This is a genomic window from uncultured Arcticibacterium sp. (assembly GCF_964021845.1).
Lineage (GTDB): Bacteria > Bacteroidota > Bacteroidia > Cytophagales > Spirosomataceae > Arcticibacterium.
This window is the reverse complement of the sequence record NZ_CAXHZC010000001.1, coordinates 1,430,887-1,453,306: the sequence shown is the minus strand read 5'-3', so window position 1 is coordinate 1,453,306 and position 22,420 is coordinate 1,430,887. Positions and strand designations below refer to the sequence as shown.

Here is a 22,420-nt window from a genome sequence, read left to right as displayed (position 1 = left end):
GACTAGAGCTTTAATTTTGACATTCTACTTTCCAAGAAAAAATTAAGGTCCTCTTCAAATTCTTTGTATAGAATTATGGCTTTTTTTCCTTCAGTTGTTACTACAGTTCCTCCGCCATGTTTTCCCCCAGTTTGCTTTATTACCAATGGCTTATCAGAAAGTTCATTCATGGACTTTATTAAGCCCCATGCTTTGCGGTAAGCCATTTTCATTTCGGCGGCGGCTTTGCTAATAGAACCGAGTCGATCTATTTTTTCCAATAGTTCTACTCGCCCAGAGCCTAAAAATTTTTCATTTTCTGACTCTATCCAGAATCTACTTTTGATGCCAAGATTCATTACTCATTTCGTTATTCCTTTGCAAACATAACGAAAAAATGCATTCAACTTGACGGGCCAAAGCATTGATTTTAATAGTTTCTAAAGGAGTAACATAATTTGTGAATGAAAGCCAGTTTCTTTTTTACGGGAGTGGTAATTATAAATGGATAAAAATCTGTATGACCCATGCTACGGGCAAGGCTATTTGATGCGTAAGTCAGCGGTAACCACAGTTCCATAATTCTGTCAAAAGATTCTACCGAATATGGGTCGCTATCAATGTTAACATTTCGTTTTCCTCCTGTGAGCCCTATGCCAAAAGAAAAGGCAGTTTCTAGTGTATCCATCATGTGGAGGTAATGTGCCCAGGTTTCAGCCCAGTCTTCCCATGGGTGTGCTGTGGCATAAGGGCTAATGAAATACTTTTGCCAGTTTTCTGGTGCACCATTGGCGTAGTAAGCTTTCATGGCTTTACCATAATCTTCTCTGTGGTTTCCAAAGTTCCATCTAAAATCTTCCACTCTTGGCTTGTCTTTTATTAAAACATCCCAGTAGTAATGACCTATTTCATGCCTGAAATGACCTAGTAAAGTTCTGTATTTTTCGCCCAAATCAGCCTTATTGCTAATCCTTAGTTTTTCGTCGGCTTCTTCTATATTAATAGTAATAGTACCACTGCTATGTCCTGTGTACATTATTTTATCAGGAGATAGCGTTTCCACAAATTTGAAAGCTATGCCTTCTTTTTCATCACCAATTTTAGGATTAACTGGGAGATTCATTCTCAGTAAGGAGTAAACAAGCCGATGCTTTGCGTTTTCAATCAAATTCCATCGCTTTTTGTTCTTTTCGGTAGCTAAGTTTGGGATGGTTCTGTTTAGTGTACAGGCTCTGCAAAAAGTATGGGAAGACGATGTAGGAAGTATCCAGTTGCAGGTGCTGTGGTCTGCGTTTTTGCAAAACTTAAATTTTTCGTCTCGGTTTTGATGGTTTAAATACACATTATCAGCTTCGTGTATAAGCGAAATAAAGCGTAGTTTTTGAGGGTCAAAACCTACCTTATGTCTACATTTTAAACATCTACCGTTTTCAAAGTAGAGGTGATTTTGGCAGTTGTCGCAATTATAAACTTTCATTTTTGTTAAGCTATGACTGTTAAAAATAGAAACGGAGTAACTCTAAAGAATTACTCCGCCTATATTCTATTTTCTTAATCCTTTATTTTCCTCTGATAAGATTTACTCTAACACCAGCACTAATTTGTGGGTGCATAAAAAGTAAATCAGGTACTATTTCTATAAAACCTCCCGCATCTAGGAAAATCCCTAAATCATTGCCCGGTAAATTGTATTCCACACCAGCATTCCCTGTTGGCCCCATAGAAACATGTTTTTCTCCATTTTGATTGGTGCCTATAAGGTTATCTTCTGAAACATAAGTTCGGTAGTTTATCTGTCCCCCAAAGCCATAATATACTTTTAAAGCGTCGCCCTTTCCTACAGGTCTGTGCCAAGAATATATACCCTGAAACATGACTCCCGCTGGTTGCGAAGCGGTATATTTTCCACTATTTACGTTTTTAAGATGATATGGGCCGTCTCTGTATTTTCTGTGCTGACCATATAAAAGCCCATAAGTACCTATGTTTACATCAAAAGTTTTATCCCCATACTGGAAGTATTTCCTAACGTTTAAACCAATAGGCTCACCAATTTTTAAGCCAATGGCAATATTGTTATCGTATTGTGCCCTTGCGTCCAAATTAATTAAGAGTATTGCAATGATTCCCAGTAAAAATGATTTTTTCATTCTATCTAAATAAAAGAGTTTAAGTTATTTTTTTTCTACTAGCGTAGCTTCACTTAAGATGTAGTTTAGCTCCTCTAGGTTGTCTCTGTTTAGGGTAAGTTTTCCAGAAAGTGTCACTCTGTCGTCCGTATCAAAACGTTTAACAGGGCCTTTAAATTTTATTGACATGACTGATTCTGGTCCGGCTCCGCCACAAAAGAAACAAGACGCATAAGGATTTGCCGAAAGTACGTAATAGTTAGTTTCAATATCGATCGGAATCATATACCCTGTTATTTGTACTTGTTTGTCTTTCAGTGGAGTAACTGACGTTCCAAATTTAGGAATGAGTATGAACATGCCTTCTTCTTGATTCCATTTTTTATCAAAACTTACGTCTGTCAAGGTCTTCCAAGTAATTACCGTCGGTTCGTCTAGCGTAAAAGCTGTTCCCCAAAAAAGAGTAGATATAAGAAGTAATGATTTGAATGTCATTGTCTATTTGATTTTAGAACCAATTAAAATGTAGAAATAAGAACCGTTATTCCCTTGATAAGGTTTCGGAAATGTTGACTTTATATATGCCCAAAGCCGGAAGTGCTGCCGAAACTATACCTATAAGTAACGCCATAGCTAGCAAATAAATTTCCACGGCACCGAATTGCCAAATATTAATTTCGGTGAAGTTGGTTTCACTCAATAGTTTAGAAATTGAAAATAGAGCAAGCTTTGACAAAAGAATACCCAGGAAGTAGCCAATAAAACTCAATAGTAAACCTTCTAATAGAAGCTGTGTGAAGACCTTAGTGCGGCTAGCTCCCAGCGTTAGCATCAATGCCTTTTCATTCTTCTGGTCTTTAAGTGAATTAAAAAGCGATATAAAAACACTTATGCCAGAAATAATTACAATAAGATAAGCAAGGTATTTCATGATTTCAATACCCGTACCGAAGAGTTGGAAAAGGCGATTCACCTCTATAGAAGGTAGTGCAGCCTGCATGCTGGTATTTTCATTCACCATTCTGGGGATAGTCATCAGTCCCATGGGTGACCTGAATTTTACTAAAGCCGCAGTTACCTCATGGTCCTCATGTTCATGGGTTTCGCCTTCATGCTCATGAATATGCCAAATACTTTCTAGGTTAGAAAGGATGAGCTTGTCTAAAACTGTATTTGTGGGTTTTAAAACTCCTACCACTGTATAGGCTTTTTCTTCGTGGGTTTCGCCTTCGCTATCTAAGCCATGGGAACTTTCAAAGCTATCGCCAATTTTAAGGTCAAGCACTTTAGCAGTGTAAGAGCCTAGCACCACTTCTAAATCATCCTTGAAAAGTATGCCTTCATTTAATTCTGCTTGATAGTGCTTTAAAAGAGATAGCTCGCTGCCTACTATTCTGTATCCTCTATAATTATCTCCAAAAGAAAGGGGAATTAATGTTTTGACAAGGCGATTACGCTTTAAATTATTAACCTCTGAGAGTGGAATGTTACCAGTGGGGGCATCAATATGAAAAACAGAAGATAAAATTAATTGCAAAGGAGAGCCTTTAGCACCCACCACCATGTCTATTCCAGATATTGATTTAGAAAAATTACCCTCCAGTTGTTTTGATAGGTTTGCTACCAATGAAATAATAGCCACACCAATTCCCATTAAAAGAATACACAGAAAACTGCTGAGTCTCTTATGCCATATTTTGTTCCAAACCAGTTTTAATAGCATGTTATAAATGGATTTGGTTAGCAATTTTATTTTTCAAACGTTGGTCGTGCGTTACAATAACTAATGCGGCTTTCTGTTCCGCAGCCGTATCTGCCAAAAGTTGATAAACTCGCTCACAGTTTACATCATCTAAGTTTGAGGTAGGCTCATCTGCTAATAGTAATTTTGGCTCATTTTGTAAAGCCCGGGCAATGCCTATTCTCTGCATTTCGCCTCCGCTTAATTCATATACCTTTTTATGCAGCAAGTCACTTATTTCTAAACGGTCGGCTGTTTGATTGACTTTGTTTTTATCTAGGCTTCTCTTGGCGTAATAATTTGCAAGGAGAATATTGTCTAAAACACTTAAGGATTTGACAAACTGGTGCTGCTGGAAAATGACTCCAACATTGTTTGCCCTAAAGGCCGCCGCTTTGCTGGGATTTAATTGACTGGTTTCTATACCATTGATACTTACTGAACCCTGCTGAATAGGCAGAATAAGTCCTAATAAATGTAGCAATGTAGATTTTCCCTTTCCACTTTCACCTAAAATGAGGAGTTGCTGGTTTGCATTGCAATGCAAATCAGGGTATACAAAGTCAATACCTTTGGTATACGAGTGCTGAAGGTTTTTCGTTTGAAGTATAGCCATTTCACTGCAAAAATAGTCAATAGCAACAGCGATTAAATAAAATGGCAAAAATATCGGCAATCGGGATTTATTAGCCGACCGCCCTTGTTTAAGAATAGAAAAGTAAATTTTAAATAAAACAACAATACCATGTCACTAAGATTAGGAGATATTGCACCAGATTTTACAGCGGATACTACGCAAGGAAAAATTAGTTTTCACGAATGGTTGGGCGATTCTTATGGAATGCTTTTTTCTCACCCTGCTGATTTTACGCCAGTTTGTACTACCGAGCTAGGTAAGACAGCCCTTTTAAAAGGAGAGTTTGAAAAGAAGAACGTAAAAGTTTTAGCTGTATCGGTAGATGGTTTGGATTCTCACAATAAATGGATTCCGGATATTGAGGAGGTAAGTAATGTGAAAATGAATTTCCCGATTATTGCCGATGAGAACAGACAAGTAGCTGAGTTATATGATATGATTCACCCTAATGCTTCTGCCAAGGCTACAGTACGTTCGGTATTTATTATCGGACCTGATAAGAAAATCAAACTTACATTAACATACCCAGCTTCTACAGGAAGAAACTTTACGGAGTTATTAAGAGTGATAGATAGTCTTCAGCTTACTGATAACCACAGTGTAGCTACTCCGGCAGACTGGAAAGATGGAGATGACGCCATAGTGGTACCAAGTATCTCTACGGAAGATGCTATCAAGAAGTTTCCAAAAGGAGTTAGAGAGGTTAAACCATATTTGAGATACACGCCTCAGCCTAATAAATAGTATTTCTAAGGCAATATTTTAAAGGAGTTATTCATTTTATGAGTAACTCCTTTTTAGTTGAAAGACAAACTTTTAAGGTTTATGCTATTGATTCTGAAAACGAATATTTCTAGCTTTGTGAACGAGTGAAAAAAAGAAAAAATAATTCTACGGTCTTAGACCGCTTGCTTAATAAACTGTGGCGTCTCAAAACGCTTTATGCATTAACATTACTGTTTTTGCTGGTATGGTATCCCTCGTCCGTAATTGACGGAATGAGAAATTCTGACCAACAAGAAGAGGTAAAAGTTAGAATACCCTTAAAATACAAAACTCACGGGATTGACGTCTCTCATCATAATGGCGACATTGATTGGGATAAGGTAAGCTCCTATAATAAGCATCGTTCGTCTGTTCGATTTTGCTTTGTAAAAGCTACAGAAGGAATAGATTTTGTTGACAAGCGTTTTCAGGACAATTGGTTTGCTCTGGGGGAAAAGGATATAAGAAGAGGTGCGTATCATTTTTTTAATCCGCAAACTGACCCTAGGCTTCAAGCCTTAAATTTTATTTTAAATGTAGATTTGGAAAAAGGTGATTTAGCACCTGTGTTAGATTGGGAAACGCTAGGCTATGGAAGAAATAGAAGGCAAATAGTGCAGAATGTGGGTAGGTGGTTAGAGATTATTGAGAAACACTATGGCATAAAGCCTATCATATACACCAATAAACATATCTACTTACGTTATGTAAGAGATAATTTCCCTGATTATCCCCTGTGGATTTCACAATATGAAGTTCCCCAATTAGAAGGATACGACCTTTCTAAAGTTTACTTTTGGCAACATAGCATGAAAGGGAAATTAGAGGGAATAGAATCATCTGTAGATTTTAATGTATTTATGCGGGATGATTTTGAGATTGAGAGGCTTACTCTTCGCTAGTTCTGCATTTTGAAACATCTTTGTTTTATAACCTAAGTCAATCTATTTTTCTATGCTACAATCTGTTGATTTTTCTCAAACGGACGCTTTTCGTAAATTAAAGAACCACCAAAAAACCATCGCAAAAACGGATATAAAGACGCTTTTTGCTGATGACCCAAAGCGGTTTAAAAAGTTTTCTATTCGCTTTAAAGATATTCTTCTGGATTATTCTAAAAATAGAATAAACGGAAGAACGATGATTGCTTTGGTGAAATTGGCTGAAGAATGTCAGTTAGAAGATGCTATTCAAAAAATGTTTGCTGGCGACATTATTAATGAAACAGAAGGAAGAGCGGTATTGCATACAGCCTTAAGAAATAGGTCAAACGAGCCTGTTTTAGTAGATGGTAAAGATGTGATGCCTGAGATTAACGCTGTTTTGGCTCAAATGGAAACCTTTTCAAATAGTGTAAGGTCTGGTGAGTGGAAAGGTTATTCTGGAAGAAAGATTAAAGACATAGTTAATATAGGTATAGGAGGTTCTGATTTAGGGCCAGTAATGGTCACAGAAGCTCTGAAGCCTTATGCAAAAAAAGGTTTAAATGTGCACTACGTGTCAAATGTAGACAGCACCCACGTTACGGAAGCTCTTAAAGGTTTAAAAGCAGAAAGTACGCTGTTTATGATAGCCTCTAAAACTTTTACTACGCAAGAAACCATGGCAAACGCTGATGCAGCCAAGCAATGGTTTTTAGCGAATGGCGGAAGCGTAGAAGATGTGAAGAAGCACTTTGTGGCTTTGTCTACCAATGCTAAAGGCGTAGCTGCTTTCGGTATTGACCCTAAAAATATGTTCCCGTTTTGGGACTGGGTAGGAGGTAGATATAGTTTATGGAGTGCCATTGGGTTGTCAATCGCTTGTAGTATTGGTTATACCAATTTTGTAGGCCTACTTACCGGTGCTCACGAAATGGACAATCATTTCAAAACTACACCGCTGGCAAGAAACATTCCTGTGGTATTAGGCCTTTTAGGAATTTGGTATAATAATTTCTTTAATGCCGACTCGCACGCCATTCTTCCTTATGACCAATACATGCATCGTTTCGCTGCTTATTTCCAACAGGGCGACATGGAGTCAAATGGTAAAAATGTAACTAGAAATGGTGATAAAGTAGATTATCAAACGGGTCCTATTATATGGGGAGAGCCAGGTACTAACGGGCAGCATGCTTTTTATCAATTAATACATCAAGGAACCAAACTTATTCCTTGTGATTTTATAGCTCATGCTCAAAGTCAAAACCCAATTGGGAACCAACATAAAATGCTTTTGGCAAACTTCTTTGCACAGACGGAAGCTTTAATGAATGGTAAGACTGAAGCTGAGGTAGTAGGAGAGCTGAAAGACTCAGGAATGTCACAAGAAGACATTGACGCTTTGAAAGCATTTAAGGTTTTTGAAGGTAATAAGCCTACCAACTCTATTTTGGTAAAGAAGTTAACACCTAAAACTTTGGGGAGCTTACTAGCCATGTATGAGCATAAGATTTTTGTACAAGGAGTTATCTGGAATATCTTCAGTTTTGACCAGTGGGGAGTGGAGCTAGGCAAGCAATTAGCCAAAGCTATTTACCCTGAGCTACTTGCAGAGGAAGAGGTTTCTTCTCATGACGCATCTACAAACGGATTAATTAACACTTATAAAAAGTGGAGTAAATAAGAGAAATCTATCATAAATGCCTGTAAAAAGGCATTTATTTTTGTATGATATTTTCAATATTTACTGAAAAGACTATATTTTTAATATTTATTGTCTTTTTATTTGGAAGTATAAATTCAATAAATTATGTTTGAAACATCAAATCGTTAGGCGGGAAATAAGTCTCCCTTTTAGTCGAGCTGATAGTCAAAATCAATGGACTTACGTGCTTTTTTGATAAACCAAATTGAACCCCTAAAACCCCGAAAGGTCTTTATTTGCCTGTTTGTATTTTGCGTGTCGCTTTCCTCATTCAAATCAAACAGGCAAGTTCAATTATCAGAAATTCTGTATGAAATTAATTTTGCTGATGTAGTTTTTCAGTTGAATGATGCTACCAAGTTTCTTTTAGAAAAAGAGGTAGAGAAGCTGAAGACTAACAAGGTTGAGATGAAGAGACAGTATGAATTACTTTCCTTGTTTTTGCCAGAAGTAAATCCGGTATTAAAAAACACTGGTGTTCCAGTAGATTTCAGATACCTCGTGATTTACAATAAATACCAAAGCGAGACGAATCAAAGTAATCTCTTAGACCACGGAGTATTTTGGTGTTTGACAGAAGATTTAGCTGCAGATTTAGATTTGCAAGTAAATGATAAGATAGACGAGCGTAAAAACTTTTTTGTCGCTACGGACGCAGCCATTATAGGGCTTCGTCGCAATAACGTTCTTTATAATAATTGGGGTACTACTTTGTTTGCAGCACTTGCTCAAAGAGACATTGTGAATCTGTTAGGTGTAAATAAAGATTGGAACAGTAAAAAGTATTTGCCATTAGATGGGCCTGCTTATAGTGCTGTTATTCAGTTTTTAGCTTTTAAAATGGTGGTAGAAGAAGCCATGGGGGCTTTCAAGCCAAATGAAGAAAAAGTGGTTTACAGCTATCCTTATGGAAGTGGAAAAACGCTTAACAGTATAGCCGCAGACCTAAGGTTAGAGCCTTCGGAACTTAAAGCACAGAATATGTGGCTGAAAGAAGAACGAATGGCTAAAGATGCTTTACCAGTTTTAATTATAGTTTCGGCTGACAGATATAATGATGTTCGTGTATTGGCTGAGATATCTAGCAATACAGACTTTCATAAAGAGGAGAAAGACTTTCCTATTCTGACAGAAGAGCCAAGTTTGGCCAAAGAAAGAGGCGGACAGTTTTTCAGAATCAATGGGAAAAAAGGCATCAAAGCTGATTTTTGTGACTCTTATGTGGATTTGGCCTATAAAGCTAAGATATCAGAGAAGAGTTTTCTAGAATATAATGATATGCAAGAAAACGATGTGGTGAGCATAGGTCAGATTTATTACTTGGAAGAAAAAGATAATAAAGGGCCAATAGCTACACACATATCAAGAGAAGGCGAAGGCCTTTGGGATATTGCGATGCTCTACGGTGTGAAATTAGACGAACTACTGAAGTTTAACAGACTGGAATCTGTAGAGCAGTTTCAACGCGGTAGGGTAGTTTACTTGCAAGACAAAAGAGAGAAAAACGCTCCAGTGGAATATGTCGAAATTAAGGACATAGTAATAACAAAAGGAGAGATTAAGAAGGACCCGATTTTAGGTACACATACGGCATTTAGTTTTTCAGAAGGCGAAGTTATCAAGCCAGCTACAGTAAAAAAGGTAGTGGAGGAAGCGGAAATAAAAGTGGCAGAAGCTAAACCAATTGCGAAGCGGAAGGTAACGGAAAGTAAAGTTGCAGAAGCTGAATCTGAAAAACCGAAGCCAGTAGTAAAAGAAGTAAGTGTAAAGCCAGTATTGGCCAGTAGTTACTCCGAAAATTTAAAGAATCAGGTGCTTGGAACACCTAAAGTGGAGAAGAAAGAGATTGAAGATTTTGTTATTCATACCGTAAGAAAAGGCGAAACGCTTTACAGAATATCGGTCAATTACAGAGTCACGGTAAAGCAGTTATATAAGCTTAACAGTTTAACCTCAAATATTATAGAAATCGGCGATAGAATAAAAGTAAAACCGATTTAAAGATTTTAAGTAGTATAGATTCACTCAGTAACCAAATTGGCCCCTTTCAATGAAAGGGGCTAATTTTTTGTGCTAAGCCCAAAAGCCCCAAACCTCCTTAACAGCATAAAATATCATCACGCAGCATAGCGTAATTTTGATGGCCATGCCAGCAGCAAAGCCAACGAAACTACCAATGGCAGCTTTAAGAGCATTGTGTTTGTCACCAAACATATATTCGCCTATCAGAGCACCCAAAAATGCTCCGATAAATATTCCGAAAGGGCCAAAGAAAAGCCCGATGATGAGTCCGGCCATGGAGCCTCTTATGCCTGCTTTAGTACCGCCGAATTTCTTAGTTCCCCAGATAGGAACATAGTAGTCTAATACCGTAACTAAGGCCGTGGCTATGCCTAAACCTATTAAAAGGTCTTCTGAAAAATTGGCGTATTTTGAATAATGAAGAGCAATTACACCACCAAAGGTCAGAGGAGGTCCTGGAATGGGTAGAACCGAACCAATCAAACCAATGATTAGAAATAAGCCGCCTATAATGAGTAAAAAGATATCCATTTTTTAAATAGCCGCCGCCGGAATATTGACTCTCTTTTCATCGAGAAGTTCGGTTATTCCGTTTACCGCTTTGTTTAATGTTTCTGTATTTGGTAAAAATACAATTCTAAAGTGGTCTTTATCAAAGGCATTGAACCCAGACCCTGGTACTACTAATATTTTTTGGTCGGTTAGTAAGTCTAGGGTAAACTGTTCGTCTGTTCCAAAATTGAACTTTTTCATGTCAATTTTTGGGAAGACATAAAGGGAGCCTTTAGGTTTTACACAGGTAATACCCGGAATATCCGTAAGTCTATAATGAATTAAGTCTCTCTGTTTTCTTAAACGCCCTTCTGAAGCCACCAAGTCGTCAATACTTTGATAACCACCTAAAGCTGTTTGGATAGCATACTGCGTAGGTACATTAGCACATAAACGCATACTTGCTAGCAGGTTTATGCCTTCTAAATAGCTTTTAGCTTTTTCTTTGGCTCCACTGGCTATAACCCAGCCTCCTCTAAAACCTGTGGCACGGTAGTTTTTTGACAAACCTCCAAAAGTCATGAAGAATACCTCATCACTTAAAGAAGCTATTGGCACATGTTTATTGCCGTCGAAAAGGATTTTGTCATAAATCTCATCAGAGAAAACCATCAAATTTTTCTCTCTTGCAAGTTTTACAATTTGCTCTAGCACATCTTTCTCATATACCGCACCCGTTGGGTTGTTTGGGTTTATAAGTACTATGGCCTTTGTTTTTGAAGTGATTTTGGACGCCATATCGGCTACATCTGGATTCCAATCGGCAGCTTCGTCACACACATAGTGCACTGCTTTACCACCAGAAAGCCCCACGGCGGTAGTCCACAATGGATAATCTGGCGAAGGAATAAGAATTTCATCGCCAGGATTTATAAGAGCTTGCATGCACATCACAATAAGCTCACTTACGCCATTTCCTATGAAGATATCTTCAATACGAACATCTTGAATGCCAATTTGCTGCGTGTAATGCATGATGGCTTTTCTGGCAGGGAAAATACCCAAATGGTGACAATACCCTTGAGCGTTTCTGATGTTGAGAATCATGTCTTCCACTATCTCATCGGGAATATCAAAGCCAAACGGTGCTGGATTTCCAATATTCAGATTGATTATATTATGTCCAGCTGCCTCTAATGCCTGGGCCTTATCAAAGATAGGACCTCTAATTGCATATGATAAATTGTTAAGGCGTTCGCTTTTCTTATACTCCATTTCTTATCCTCTTTTTTCCAAGAATGAATTCACATTCTTCTCTATTCTTTTATAAATATCTACATTATTAGCTGGAACAAATACCTCACCAGTTACTTTTTCATAGAGTTCTATGTAGCGTGTACTTATTTCTTGGCACTTTTCAGGTGTCATTTCAGGCACAGATTGTCCTTCTTTACCTTGAAAACCATTGGCTATTAACCACTCTCTCACAAATTCCTTTGAAAGCTGCTTTTGAGGTAATCCCTTCTCTTGATTCTCCGTGTAAGTATCTTTATAGAAATACCTAGAAGAGTCTGGTGTATGAATTTCATCTATCAAATAAATGACGCCGTCTTTCTCTCCAAACTCGTATTTGGTATCCACTAAAATGAGATTTTGCTCGGCTGCTATTTCTGTTCCTCTTTGAAAGAGAGCTAAAGTATATTTTTCTAGTTGTACGTATTTAGCTTCGTCTACAATCCCTTGCTTTAGAATTTCTTCTCTAGAAATGTCTTCGTCATGGCCTTCGTGAGCTTTGGTAGTAGGGGTGATGATGGGCGTAGGAAGTTTATCATTTTCTTTTAAACCATCTGGCAAACTTACACCACAAACCTCTCTTTTTCCGCTTTTATACTCTCTCCATGCATGGCCCGCTAAATAGCCACGAACCACCATTTCTACAGGAAAAGTCTCACACTTTAGACCGAACGTAGCATTAGGGTCAGGAACAGCCACTAGCCAGTTAGGCACTATGTCTGCCGTGGCTTTAAGGAATTTTTCTGCTATTTGATTAAGGACTTGTCCTTTGCAGGGAATGGCTTCAGGCAGTATTACATCAAAGGCCGAAATTCTGTCAGATGCTATCATTAGCAAGCCATCTTCAAAACCGAAAACGTCTCTTACTTTTCCGTGGTAAAGGCTCTGCTGACCTTTAAAACTAAAATTTGATTCTTTTAATACGTTCATTTTTTGTTACCAATTTCCAAAATCCAGTGTATCAGACGCAGCGTCTATAAGCACTGGCAATTTGTTATATTCGTTTGCCCTCATGGCATCTAAAAGTTTTAAAGCTTGTGCCCTTTCTATCTTAGGAGGTGTACTGCTATTAAGTTCATCATCTTTAGCTCCAGAAGCATCCACTATTCCTCCTGCTTCTTCATCCACTGCATCTTCAGTTTTTGGAGCGGTTGGTGGGGGAGTCCTGTTTTCATTAGGATGATAAATCTTTTTTAACAACTCATAATTCCGTTTGGCAAAGGTATTAGTGTTTTCCGTCTCAATTGCCTTTTTTAGAAGATTTATTGCTTCTAAAGTATCTCCTTTAACGGCGGCTAGCTGAGCTTTTTGATTTAGAATGATAGATTTTTGGGAGGGAGTTCTAACATAAGAGAGGAAAGAAAGCTCTTGTCTTAAGCTGGCAGTATCATTTAGTATAAGGTAACAATCGGCCAATTTTATCCTTGCTTCCACAGAAATGGGTAGTTGTTTGAATTGTAATGTATCAAAAGTGCTTTTGACAAATTCACAGTTTTTACCATCAAAAGCATTGTTTAATTGCCTAAGCAAAGCATCCCTTTCATTTGCGTCAGTAGGCGAAATGAAGCTAAAAAGTAACCTGATGATATGAAAGAAAAAAGGTGTCAAATCTGGAATACTTTAGTGGATATTAAAATATCGAGAGCAACTAAAATAAAAGCCGCTAAGAGAAAATTTTGAAACTTATTATTAGCTACCATAAGTTTGTTCCTGTCTATAACAGCACTTTTAAGGTTTTTGATGTCTTGTACAGCCAATTCTAAATTATCTTGTTCGGAGCTTAATGTGTAGAGTTTTGCGTTGGCATTTCTAGAAACTTCTTTTAAGCCATTTAAATCAAGCCTTGATATAGCCAAGCTGCCATCTTCCAGAAGTAGGGGACTATTATTCTCTAAAATATCCGATCCTACTTCAGTACCCACACCCACTATCACCAGCTGCTTTTGTTCTTGTTTCATTTTTGAAAGAGTCTCTTCCGTCACTTCAGAATATGATTCTCCATCGGTAAATACAAAAGCTATTTGAGACCGAGTCTTATCTTGGTTTTGGCTAAACTTTTGTTGAATCATGGATAATGGAGCCTCCAGGTTACTCCCTGGGTTTGGCATCATATCGGTATTCATACCAGCTATAAATTCTTTCACTAGGTTTACATCAAAAGTCAAAGGGATTTGCCAATAGGCTTTTGAGGAAAACACCATGACACCATAGCGGTCTCCCTTAGATTGCTCTATGAGGTTGGTAATTTCAATTTTAACTTTCTCTAAACGGCTAGGTGAAACATCTGTACAGTCCATAGATGCTGATAGGTCTACCGCAAAGAAAATGTCTTTACCAGATGAACGTGCTTCTGTTTCAGAAATACCAAAACTAGGCCCTAAGAGGGCAATTATCATTAAGGCTAAATAAGTGATTCTTAGAAAAAACTTAAAGTAAATAGCTTTTGAAGGTTTACCCAGTTGCTTTCCTATTTTATGCATTCTAAAAAAGTAGAGGGCATAAAAAAGAAGAAAGGAAAGAATTAAAATTATCTCCCAATAAGAAATTGTTTTACTCCAACTCATTTCATTGAAATCAAATTAGCCATCAAGCGATATGCACCTGATACACCAGCCGGAAGCTCTCTAAAAAAGGAAAGACCTGTATAAACATAGTTTCCGCTTCCATATTTGGTATAAATAAGGCTTCCTGATTTTGGGCTTTCATTTTTATCATTCATAGAGAAAACACCGCGGTAATTGGCTTCCCAATCGGAGGCAAAGTACAAACCTCTTTCCTGTACCCAATTGTCAAAATCAGCTGCTCCTATCTTGTTTGGTGTATTAAGTATAGGCTCATCAGTCCTTAAAAAGCTAACTTCTGCGTCTTCTTCACTTACTCGGTCTCTGCTTAGTTTAAAAGGGTAAGGCCCCATTTTTTCTGTAAAGCTCTCGGAGCCTCTACTCGTTTGGTATTGACAGATAAGGTTTCCGCCATTTTTTACATAATTCATGAGTTTATTATGGTAAAACGGAAGCCACTCATGTACGTTATAAGCTCTAATTCCTATCAAAATAGCTTGGTAGCTAGACAGGTCTTTACTTAAATCTTCTTCTGTCAGAAAGTCAACCTTGTAACCTATTTGTTTCAACGCTTCTGGTATATCGTCACCAGCACCTTGGATATAAGCTACTTTCTTTCCTTTCTTTTTAAGGTCAAGTTTTACTAGTTCTATTTCGGCTTTAGGGAAAGTAGTAGTTTGAGGAATATGGTCATATTTAATGCTGTTTCTAGCATGTTCAAAAGTTTGACCATTGGCGTTAGCTTTTATCAAAATTTGACCTTCTGATGCTTCTTTTGGTGGAATCACGCTAAACTTTATAACACTTTCACTATTTTTCTCCTTAAGGTTAAAGGAAGCATTTGATGGTGAATATGACCAACCATTAGGTAGTTCTAAATACACATTTCCTTTTACTAGCTCTTCTGAAGCTCTAACTGTTACCAAAATATCTTGAGCCTTAGTGCTATTAAAAACAAGCGAGTTTGTATTTGGACTTAAAGTAATAGTAGGGCTAACTTCTAAGGGTCTGTATATTTCACCAAAAGACGGTTCTACATACTTATAATCAATAGGTTTATTAATAGTCAGGATAAGACCTTCAATGTTAAGTTTTATTTGACCAACAATAGCGGGAGGGGAGAGTGGTAGACCTTTCAATGACTCATCGCTAATTACGTAATTACCAATCGGGTGCTCCTCCTTTAACCAATATGGCTGCGAAATAGCCATGCTTTTTGGTACGGCTACAGTGAAAGGTATTTCTAGTCTTTCGCCATCACTAAGTTGTTTTTCTTCATTGAGCTTGTACTCCAGGCTTGGTATGTCGAAACTAGCAAGACTTGCTTTTAAAAAAGACCTGTTGATTAATCTTAGGGTTCCACTTAGCTTGTCGCCAGGGCTTACATTATAATCTTTGGCGTTAATTTCAAGATGAATTCCTGAAAAGCGGAGAATCAGGTTTTCTAATTCAGCTAATTTAGTGTCAACTATTGGGCTTTCAGGTAAGGTCTGTATCAACTTATAAAGCTGATTTAAAGCAGGCACAGAGGCGGCTGGCATTTCTGGCTTGAAATTCCTTTTGATGTCAATAATGATTTTTGTGACTATGTCGCCTCCTTTTATACGGCTCCATGTGGTATTTACACCATCAAATAAATCTTCTTTTGCTGCTTCTCCTTTGGTATGTTTTAAAATTTCTATTCTTTCCCCTCTAAAAAGCCCCGCACCAAAACCTTGGCTTTTATGCATACTTCTGGCTCTAGAACCAATTTCACCATATGACTCACCTAAATAAGGGTTATAAGCTCCAATATCCATGGAGATAAAGTCACTATCATCTTCAGGAGGTGTATTGGTAAAACCTCTATTATAAAAATTCCAAACCAATCTTTTGGCTTGCCAAACATCTACTTCATTTAATTGCTCAGGAAAAGCCTTAGGGTTTGCGGCAGCATCAAAAGCCTCTTCGGCTAATAAGGAAGAGGCTGAATGATGTCCGTGTCCTGCTCTTTCGTCAGGTGGGAATCTGGTTATTAATACATCTGGTTGAAATTTTCTAATTCGATAAACTAAATCAGCTAGTACTTGTTCTTTGCCCCAAGTAGCTAGAGCTTCTTCGGTAGTTTTAGAATAACCAAAATCATTAGCTCTTGTAAAAAATTGTTCGCCACCATCAATGCTTCTTGCTCCTAATAATTCTCGTGTTCTAAGCAAGCCAGCATAATCACCTTTTTCTGTTCCAATTAAATTTTGACCACCATCACCTCTGGTCATGGCTATGTAGCCTGTTCTTACCTTTCTTTCATTTGCTAGCCATGTAATCAAAAGCGTATTTTCATCATCTGGGTGTGCCGCAATGTATAAGGCAGTTCCTACTACATTTAACTTGTCGAGCCCTTGAAGAAGAGAGCCAGTGCTATAATTTTGGTTTTGAGCAAAAGACCTTACAATAAAACAAGTAAGTAATAGAAGGAGTAAACTTAGTTTTTTCATTAATTTGCGAATATTCAAATATATTAGATTGATAAAAAGATTCTTTAAAACGGCGTGCTTAGTATGGTTATCATTTGTGACCATTGGCAAGGCTCAGCAAATTAACAACGATTTTGTTGAAGGAGAAATATATGTTAAGCTTAAACCCAATTTCATTAAAAGAGGTTTGGTTAAACTTACAAATGATGTAAATATTCAAAGCGAAATCCCCATAATAAATGGAATTGTTGAAAAAACGAATTCCAAAATAGAGGATGCATCAAATCCTTATTTCTTTTCTAAAAACGATGAAATAAAGGATGTTTTCAGAATTAAACTTAATAATGATCTTGCTATTGAACAGGTTTTGAAAGATCTGAAAGAAGATCCTACCGTGGAGTATGTAGAAAGAATCAGAAAAAGGGAAATAATTAGTGTGCCTAGTGATACGCTTTATAATCAGCAATGGTTTTTAGACAAGATAAAAGCTCCAGAAGCTTGGGATGTTAACCCAGGCGTACAAAATATTATAGTGGCGGTGGTAGATAATGCTTTTGATATAACTCACCCAGATTTAGCAGCCAATTTGGTGACAGGCTATGATGTAGGTGATAATGATGCCGACCCAACTCCACCTGACGCTAGTTTTTCGCATGGAACACATGTGGCAGGAATAGTGGCTGCTGTTAATAATAATATTACAGGAATAGCCTCCGCAGGAAATAATAGGGTTAAAGTTATGCCTATTAAGGGAACGGCGAATTATGGTGGCAACAGGGCTATTACCCATGGTTATGAAGGAGTGGCATATGCGGTAAATCAAGGAGCAAAAATAATTAGTCTTTCTTGGGGAGGTGGAGGTTTCTCACAGTTAGAGCAAGATGTGATTAATGACGCTTACGCCAATGGGGTCATGGTAATAGCAGCTGCTGGAAATGAGGGAAATAGTATTTTACAATACCCTGCCGCTTACGAACATGTGGTAGCCGTAGCCAGTTTAGATATAGATGACGCCATGAGTAGTTTTTCCAGTTATGGTGAGTACGTTGATATTTCGGCTCCCGGTCGTGGTATATTGAGTACCATTCCGTTTGATACTTATGCTTCTTTTAACGGTACGTCCATGGCTACGCCTTTGGTATCAGCATGTGCAGCATATTTGAGAGCTTGTTTTCCTACATTAAGTGGTGATAGTTTAGAAACGATTCTTAAAATTACCTCCGATAATATTGATAGCGAAAATCCAACACGCTTAGGAATGTTTGGTACTGGTAGAGTTAACTTATTGAAAGCGGTGGCTTGTAAAGGAGAAAACTTATTTGCTGAACAGCCAACTATAAGCCCTACCAATTTTTTGTGTGAAGGAGATTCTGCTCTATTTGATATTAATGCTGTTTCTTCTGAGAATTATGAATGGTTTTTGAACGGTGTTAGTATTTCAAATGCTAAGAGCTTTTATGCCAAGGCCGAAGGTACGTATAAGCTAGTAAGAACTTTGGGTAGCTGTATTGTGGAGTCAGACGACTTAAAGCTTGTTTATAATGAGGTCTTTAGTTCAAAACCTTCTGTTACAGATTTGACTGCCTTTTACTGTGATGGAGAGAATAATTATGTAGTAGCTACGCCAGGTGCCGCTCCTGCCAATGCTTTTGGACCCAAAGAAACATCTTACTCAGGTTCACCAGTAGGTTTTGACGGTTTTTTAAAGAGTGGCGAATATCCTACGGTCAATGTTACGGGTATTGCAGGATTGATAGATTCGGTCTCAATTTCCATTACCTGGGAAAAGAAAGATGGAGGCACTCAAAACAATTGTGACATTCCTGATGGTGGGGCTACACCTTTTAATGAAGAAGTTTCTTTTAGTATAGTTTCGCCAGAAGGTGTGGAGGTAGATTTGGTTAGAGTAAGTGACTATGGAAGAGGAACAGCAAGCTCTGGCATGGTAACTACAGTTTTTAATGTAAATGGTGCTAGTTTGATAGGTGACCCCTTGCCAAGTTCAGGAAGCTTTAAAGCTGCTGGTGATTTGAACGTGTATGAAGATAAACTTCCTGTAGGTGTTTGGACTTTAAAGGCAAACGATGATTCTACCTTGGATCCTTTATGTGTATCGGGTTTTTCTGTAATCATTAAAACAAAAGAGCCAGTTGGTGAACCCTCTGTTAAATGGTACGCAGCTGCAGATTTAACGAACTTGCTTTCTAGCAACGATACTTTAGTGGTGCCTACTTTTACCCTAGGAACTAAATATTATTATGCAATATCGGAGCGTCCAGGTTTATGTTCAGGTTCATTAGCAAAATCTACAGTGAGAATTAGAAGTGTTCCAGATGTTTTTGCCTATCCTACATCGTCATTATATGCTAGTAATACTCAAATTGAAACTTTAATAAAAGGGTCTGAAATTTCGGCAACGTTTAATAAAAATGGGACTACCATATCAGGGAATGATAAAGAAGGTAACCCATATTCTTATGGTATTTCAAGCACTGCACCCCAAACTTCTCCCATTACCCTATGTGCCACGGAGAGTTATTTGCTTTTTGGTTTAGGTTGTGATGGGACCATTGAGTGGAAATACAATGGTAATACAGCGTATGGTGATGGTCTTCTTGTAAACAACGTAAGTGCTCCATTGACTGTTACAGCTACCTGCCTTCAGTATTGGTCATGCCCAGAATTGGTCAATATTCCATTTAGTTTCTTAGATGCCACCACGCCTATAACTTTAGAGTCAACCATTATAGAAAGTAGCGAACAGAGTTATTATGGAAGTCCAATCTCTTCGTCACAACTGATTAAAGAAAGTTCAAATATCAATTATACAGCTCCAAATTCAATTTTATTAAACCCAGGATTTGAATCAAAAATAAACACTAATTTCAAAGCTGAAATTGGGAATTGTCCTAACTGATTGAGGCTATATTGTTTAAATTTTTTTTCTTTGATGGAAACCCTAAATTTGCTGAACTTTTTTAACATACTATTATACAATTAAACCAAAAATAAACCAGAAAACTTTATGGATTCTTTATTTTATTTAGTGCCACTTTTAGGAGTAGTCGGACTACTTTTTATGGTGGTAAAAGCCAATTGGGTAAACAAGCAAGATGCCGGCTCAGGTAAAATGCAGGAAATAGCTCAGGCTATTGCAGATGGAGCCTTAGCGTTTTTAAAAGCCGAATGGCGAGTGATGGGAATATTTGTAGTAGCGGTGGCTCTACTTTTGACATGGTCAGGAACCCTTGTTGAAAATTCTCATTGGTTAATAGGTGTTGCGTTCGTTATAGGTGCATTTGTTTCTGCATTTGCAGGATATGTAGGAATGAACATCGCCACTAAAGCCAATGTAAGAACTACACAAGCTGCTAGAACGTCTTTAAAAGATGCATTAAAAGTTTCTTTCACTGCGGGTTCAGTAATGGGTCTTGGTGTGGCAGGTTTAGCTGTATTGTTTCTTAGTTTATTGTTTGTTTGGTTCTATCATTTGTTTGTTTCTGGTACGGGAGACACACATGGCATGGAGAAAGCTTTAGAAGTATTAGCAGGTTTCTCTTTAGGAGCTGAGTCTATTGCACTTTTTGCAAGAGTAGGTGGAGGTATTTATACCAAAGCTGCCGATGTAGGAGCTGATTTAGTAGGTAAAGTAGAAGCAGGAATTCCGGAAGATGACCCTCGTAACCCTGCTACTATTGCAGATAACGTAGGAGATAATGTAGGTGATGTAGCAGGTATGGGTGCCGATTTATTCGGTTCTTATGTAGCCACTATTTTGGCTACCATGGTATTGGGTAGAGAGATTGATTCTCCTGATAATTTTGGTGGAGGAGCTCCTATTTTATTACCAATGCTTATTGCTGGTATGGGCTTAGTATTCTCAGCTATCAGCACATTCTTTGTGAGTGTAAAGGATGATAACGGAAACGTTCAAAATGCACTTAATATTGGTAACTGGGGCTCAATGGCTCTTACAGGTATAGCTTCATTTCCTTTGGTGATGTATATCTTACCTGAAAATATGAGTATTAGAGGAGAAGCATTTACTAACATAGATGTTTTTTATGCCATTATTTTAGGTCTTGTGGTAGGAGCTATCATGTCTATTGTTACGGAGTATTATACCTCAATGGGCAAAAAGCCTGTTCAGTCTATAGTTGATCAATCTTCTACAGGTCACGCAACCAACATCATTGGTGGTTTGGCTGTAGGAATGGAGTCAACAGTTATTCCAATTTTGGTTTTAGCTGCGGGTATCTTTTTATCATTTGAATTTGCAGGTCTTTATGGTGTTGCTATTGCAGCGGCAGGTATGATGGCCACTACGGCTATGCAGTTGGCTATTGATGCTTTCGGGCCTATTGCTGATAATGCAGGTGGTATAGCAGAGATGAGTGAGCTTCCAGCGGAAGTTAGAGAAAGGACAGATACTTTAGATGCTGTAGGTAATACTACTGCTGCCAGTGGAAAAGGTTTTGCCATTGCTTCTGCTGCATTAACAGCATTAGCCCTTTTTGCTGCCTTTGTTGGTCTTTCAGGTATTTCATCTATTGATATTTATAAGGCTAATGTATTAGCTGGTCTTTTTGTAGGAGCTATGATTCCTTTCATCTTCTCTTCTTTGGCTATTGCTGCCGTAGGTAGAGCAGCCATGGAAATGGTGGAAGAGGTAAGAAGGCAATTCAGAGAGATTCCTGGTATTTTAGAAGGAACAGGAAAACCTGAATATGATAAATGTGTAGATATTTCTACTAAGGCGTCTATTAGAGAAATGATGCTTCCCGGTCTTATCACTTTAATTACTCCAGTGATAGTAGGTTTTACTTTCGGGCCAGAGGTTTTAGGAGGTCTTTTAGCAGGTGTTACTGTTTCAGGTGTTTTGATGGGTATTTTCCAGAATAACGCTGGTGGAGCTTGGGATAATGCTAAGAAATCTTTTGAAAAAGGTGTCTTAATTAATGGTAAAATGGAGTATAAAGGTTCTGAAGCTCACAAAGCTGCGGTAACTGGAGATACGGTAGGAGACCCATTCAAAGATACTTCAGGACCATCAATGAACATTCTTATTAAGTTGATGTCTATCGTTTCCTTAGTTATTGCACCTCATATTGCTGTAGATAAACCTACGGTTGAAAAAGAAGGTTATGCAGTATTTAAGGAACTACCTACTAATAGAACTAAAATGTTTGGAGAGAACATAAGTCTTGGATTTGTAGAAGGAAGTATGGAGCAGAGATTGGTTGATTTTATAGAAGATGAAAACACAGAAGCGGGAAAAGATAACTGGTTCGAATTTCAAAATCTAAATTTTGCTACAGGTAGTGCTACTATAGATGCGAATACCATGGGTGAGGTTGCTAATATTTCTCAAGTATTGAAAGCATTCCCAACGTCCAAGATTAAAATAGGTGGCTATACAGATAATACTGGAGATGCTGATGCAAATCTAAAATTGTCTTCTGATAGAGCTGCAGCGGTTAAGTCGGCCTTAGTAGGGATGGGAATAAGTGCTGAGCGTATTGAGTCTGAAGGTTATGGCATAAAGCACGCCATAGCTACAAATGATACAGAAGAAGGAAGAAAACAAAACCGTAGAATAGCGGTAAGTGTGAGAGAGAAGTAATTCTTTTCTTTCTTAATTAATACTAAGGCAGGCTGTCAATCTTATTGGCGGCCTGCTTTTTTTTGCTACTACCTCTTCCATAATTTATTAGGTAAAT

At 37.8% G+C, this 22,420-nt stretch carries 18 protein-coding genes; 6 read left to right on the top strand and 12 right to left on the bottom strand.

The window, feature by feature from the left end; all coding sequences use genetic code 11:
- Nucleotides 1–2: 2 nt before the first annotated feature.
- From AADJ06_RS06195 to AADJ06_RS06170, 6 genes are all read right to left on the bottom strand, one after another.
- A complete protein-coding gene (locus tag AADJ06_RS06195) occupies nucleotides 3–338 on the bottom strand; it encodes a LysR family transcriptional regulator (protein WP_341225541.1) in 336 nt (111 codons plus the stop codon).
- A 71-nt stretch (nucleotides 339–409) separates the two neighbouring features.
- A complete protein-coding gene (locus AADJ06_RS06190; RefSeq protein WP_341225540.1) occupies nucleotides 410–1,456 on the bottom strand; it encodes a putative zinc-binding metallopeptidase in 1,047 nt (348 codons plus the stop codon).
- 82 nt (nucleotides 1,457–1,538) lie between these two features.
- On the bottom strand, nucleotides 1,539–2,129 hold the full coding sequence (locus AADJ06_RS06185) for a hypothetical protein (RefSeq protein ID WP_341225539.1): 591 nt from the start codon (nucleotides 2,127–2,129) through the stop codon (nucleotides 1,539–1,541).
- 24 nt (nucleotides 2,130–2,153) lie between these two features.
- The gene (locus AADJ06_RS06180; protein WP_341225538.1) at nucleotides 2,154–2,603 is read right to left on the bottom strand and encodes a DUF3299 domain-containing protein; all 450 of its coding nucleotides are present in this window, start codon (nucleotides 2,601–2,603) and stop codon (nucleotides 2,154–2,156) included.
- Between the two features lie 46 nt (nucleotides 2,604–2,649).
- A complete protein-coding gene (locus AADJ06_RS06175) occupies nucleotides 2,650–3,831 on the bottom strand; it encodes an FtsX-like permease family protein (protein ID WP_341225537.1) in 1,182 nt (393 codons plus the stop codon).
- A 1-nt stretch (nucleotide 3,832) separates the two neighbouring features.
- The gene (locus tag AADJ06_RS06170; protein WP_341225536.1) at nucleotides 3,833–4,465 is read right to left on the bottom strand and encodes an ATP-binding cassette domain-containing protein; all 633 of its coding nucleotides are present in this window, start codon (nucleotides 4,463–4,465) and stop codon (nucleotides 3,833–3,835) included.
- Nucleotides 4,466–4,594: 129 nt separating this feature from the next.
- Here AADJ06_RS06170 and AADJ06_RS06165 point away from each other — a divergent pair, with 129 nt between their 5' ends.
- From AADJ06_RS06165 to AADJ06_RS06150, 4 genes are all read left to right on the top strand, one after another.
- Complete coding sequence (locus AADJ06_RS06165) at nucleotides 4,595–5,230, top strand: peroxiredoxin (RefSeq protein ID WP_341225535.1); 636 nt, start codon at nucleotides 4,595–4,597, stop codon at nucleotides 5,228–5,230.
- A 125-nt stretch (nucleotides 5,231–5,355) separates the two neighbouring features.
- Nucleotides 5,356–6,153: a GH25 family lysozyme gene (locus AADJ06_RS06160; RefSeq protein WP_341225534.1), complete on the top strand. Its 798-nt coding sequence runs from the start codon at nucleotides 5,356–5,358 to the stop codon at nucleotides 6,151–6,153.
- A 52-nt stretch (nucleotides 6,154–6,205) separates the two neighbouring features.
- The gene (gene pgi / locus AADJ06_RS06155; RefSeq protein WP_341225533.1) at nucleotides 6,206–7,858 is read left to right on the top strand and encodes a glucose-6-phosphate isomerase; all 1,653 of its coding nucleotides are present in this window, start codon (nucleotides 6,206–6,208) and stop codon (nucleotides 7,856–7,858) included.
- 429 nt (nucleotides 7,859–8,287) lie between these two features.
- Nucleotides 8,288–9,880, top strand: a complete 1,593-nt coding sequence (locus tag AADJ06_RS06150) for a LysM peptidoglycan-binding domain-containing protein (protein WP_341225532.1) — start codon at nucleotides 8,288–8,290, stop codon at nucleotides 9,878–9,880.
- 72 nt (nucleotides 9,881–9,952) lie between these two features.
- On the opposite strand, the gene AADJ06_RS06145 is transcribed toward AADJ06_RS06150, so the two are convergent.
- The 6 genes from AADJ06_RS06145 to AADJ06_RS06120 form a co-directional block, all read right to left on the bottom strand.
- Nucleotides 9,953–10,432: a DUF456 domain-containing protein gene (locus tag AADJ06_RS06145; RefSeq protein WP_341225531.1), complete on the bottom strand. Its 480-nt coding sequence runs from the start codon at nucleotides 10,430–10,432 to the stop codon at nucleotides 9,953–9,955.
- 3 nt (nucleotides 10,433–10,435) lie between these two features.
- Nucleotides 10,436–11,668: a pyridoxal phosphate-dependent aminotransferase gene (locus AADJ06_RS06140; RefSeq protein ID WP_341225530.1), complete on the bottom strand. Its 1,233-nt coding sequence runs from the start codon at nucleotides 11,666–11,668 to the stop codon at nucleotides 10,436–10,438.
- Between the two features lie 3 nt (nucleotides 11,669–11,671).
- Nucleotides 11,672–12,616 carry a phosphoribosylaminoimidazolesuccinocarboxamide synthase gene (locus AADJ06_RS06135; protein WP_341225529.1) on the bottom strand — a complete coding sequence of 315 codons (945 nt, stop codon included), beginning with the start codon at nucleotides 12,614–12,616 and terminating at the stop codon, nucleotides 11,672–11,674.
- A 6-nt stretch (nucleotides 12,617–12,622) separates the two neighbouring features.
- Nucleotides 12,623–13,294: a hypothetical protein gene (locus tag AADJ06_RS06130; RefSeq protein WP_341225528.1), complete on the bottom strand. Its 672-nt coding sequence runs from the start codon at nucleotides 13,292–13,294 to the stop codon at nucleotides 12,623–12,625.
- On the bottom strand, nucleotides 13,291–14,166 hold the full coding sequence (locus AADJ06_RS06125) for a VWA domain-containing protein (RefSeq protein ID WP_341225527.1): 876 nt from the start codon (nucleotides 14,164–14,166) through the stop codon (nucleotides 13,291–13,293). Before AADJ06_RS06125 ends, AADJ06_RS06130 begins: the two co-directional genes overlap by 4 nt.
- An 80-nt stretch (nucleotides 14,167–14,246) precedes the next feature.
- Nucleotides 14,247–16,721, bottom strand: coding sequence for a PIG-L family deacetylase (locus AADJ06_RS06120; RefSeq protein ID WP_341225526.1), 2,475 nt, complete (start codon nucleotides 16,719–16,721; stop codon nucleotides 14,247–14,249).
- A gap of 28 nt (nucleotides 16,722–16,749) precedes the next feature.
- Between AADJ06_RS06120 and AADJ06_RS06115 the strand changes: the two genes are divergently transcribed.
- Both AADJ06_RS06115 and AADJ06_RS06110 read left to right on the top strand, forming a co-directional pair.
- Nucleotides 16,750–19,617 carry a S8 family serine peptidase gene (locus AADJ06_RS06115; protein ID WP_341225525.1) on the top strand — a complete coding sequence of 956 codons (2,868 nt, stop codon included), beginning with the start codon at nucleotides 16,750–16,752 and terminating at the stop codon, nucleotides 19,615–19,617.
- Between the two features lie 108 nt (nucleotides 19,618–19,725).
- Nucleotides 19,726–22,323 carry a sodium-translocating pyrophosphatase gene (locus AADJ06_RS06110; RefSeq protein WP_341225524.1) on the top strand — a complete coding sequence of 866 codons (2,598 nt, stop codon included), beginning with the start codon at nucleotides 19,726–19,728 and terminating at the stop codon, nucleotides 22,321–22,323.
- Nucleotides 22,324–22,420: the final 97 nt, after the last annotated feature.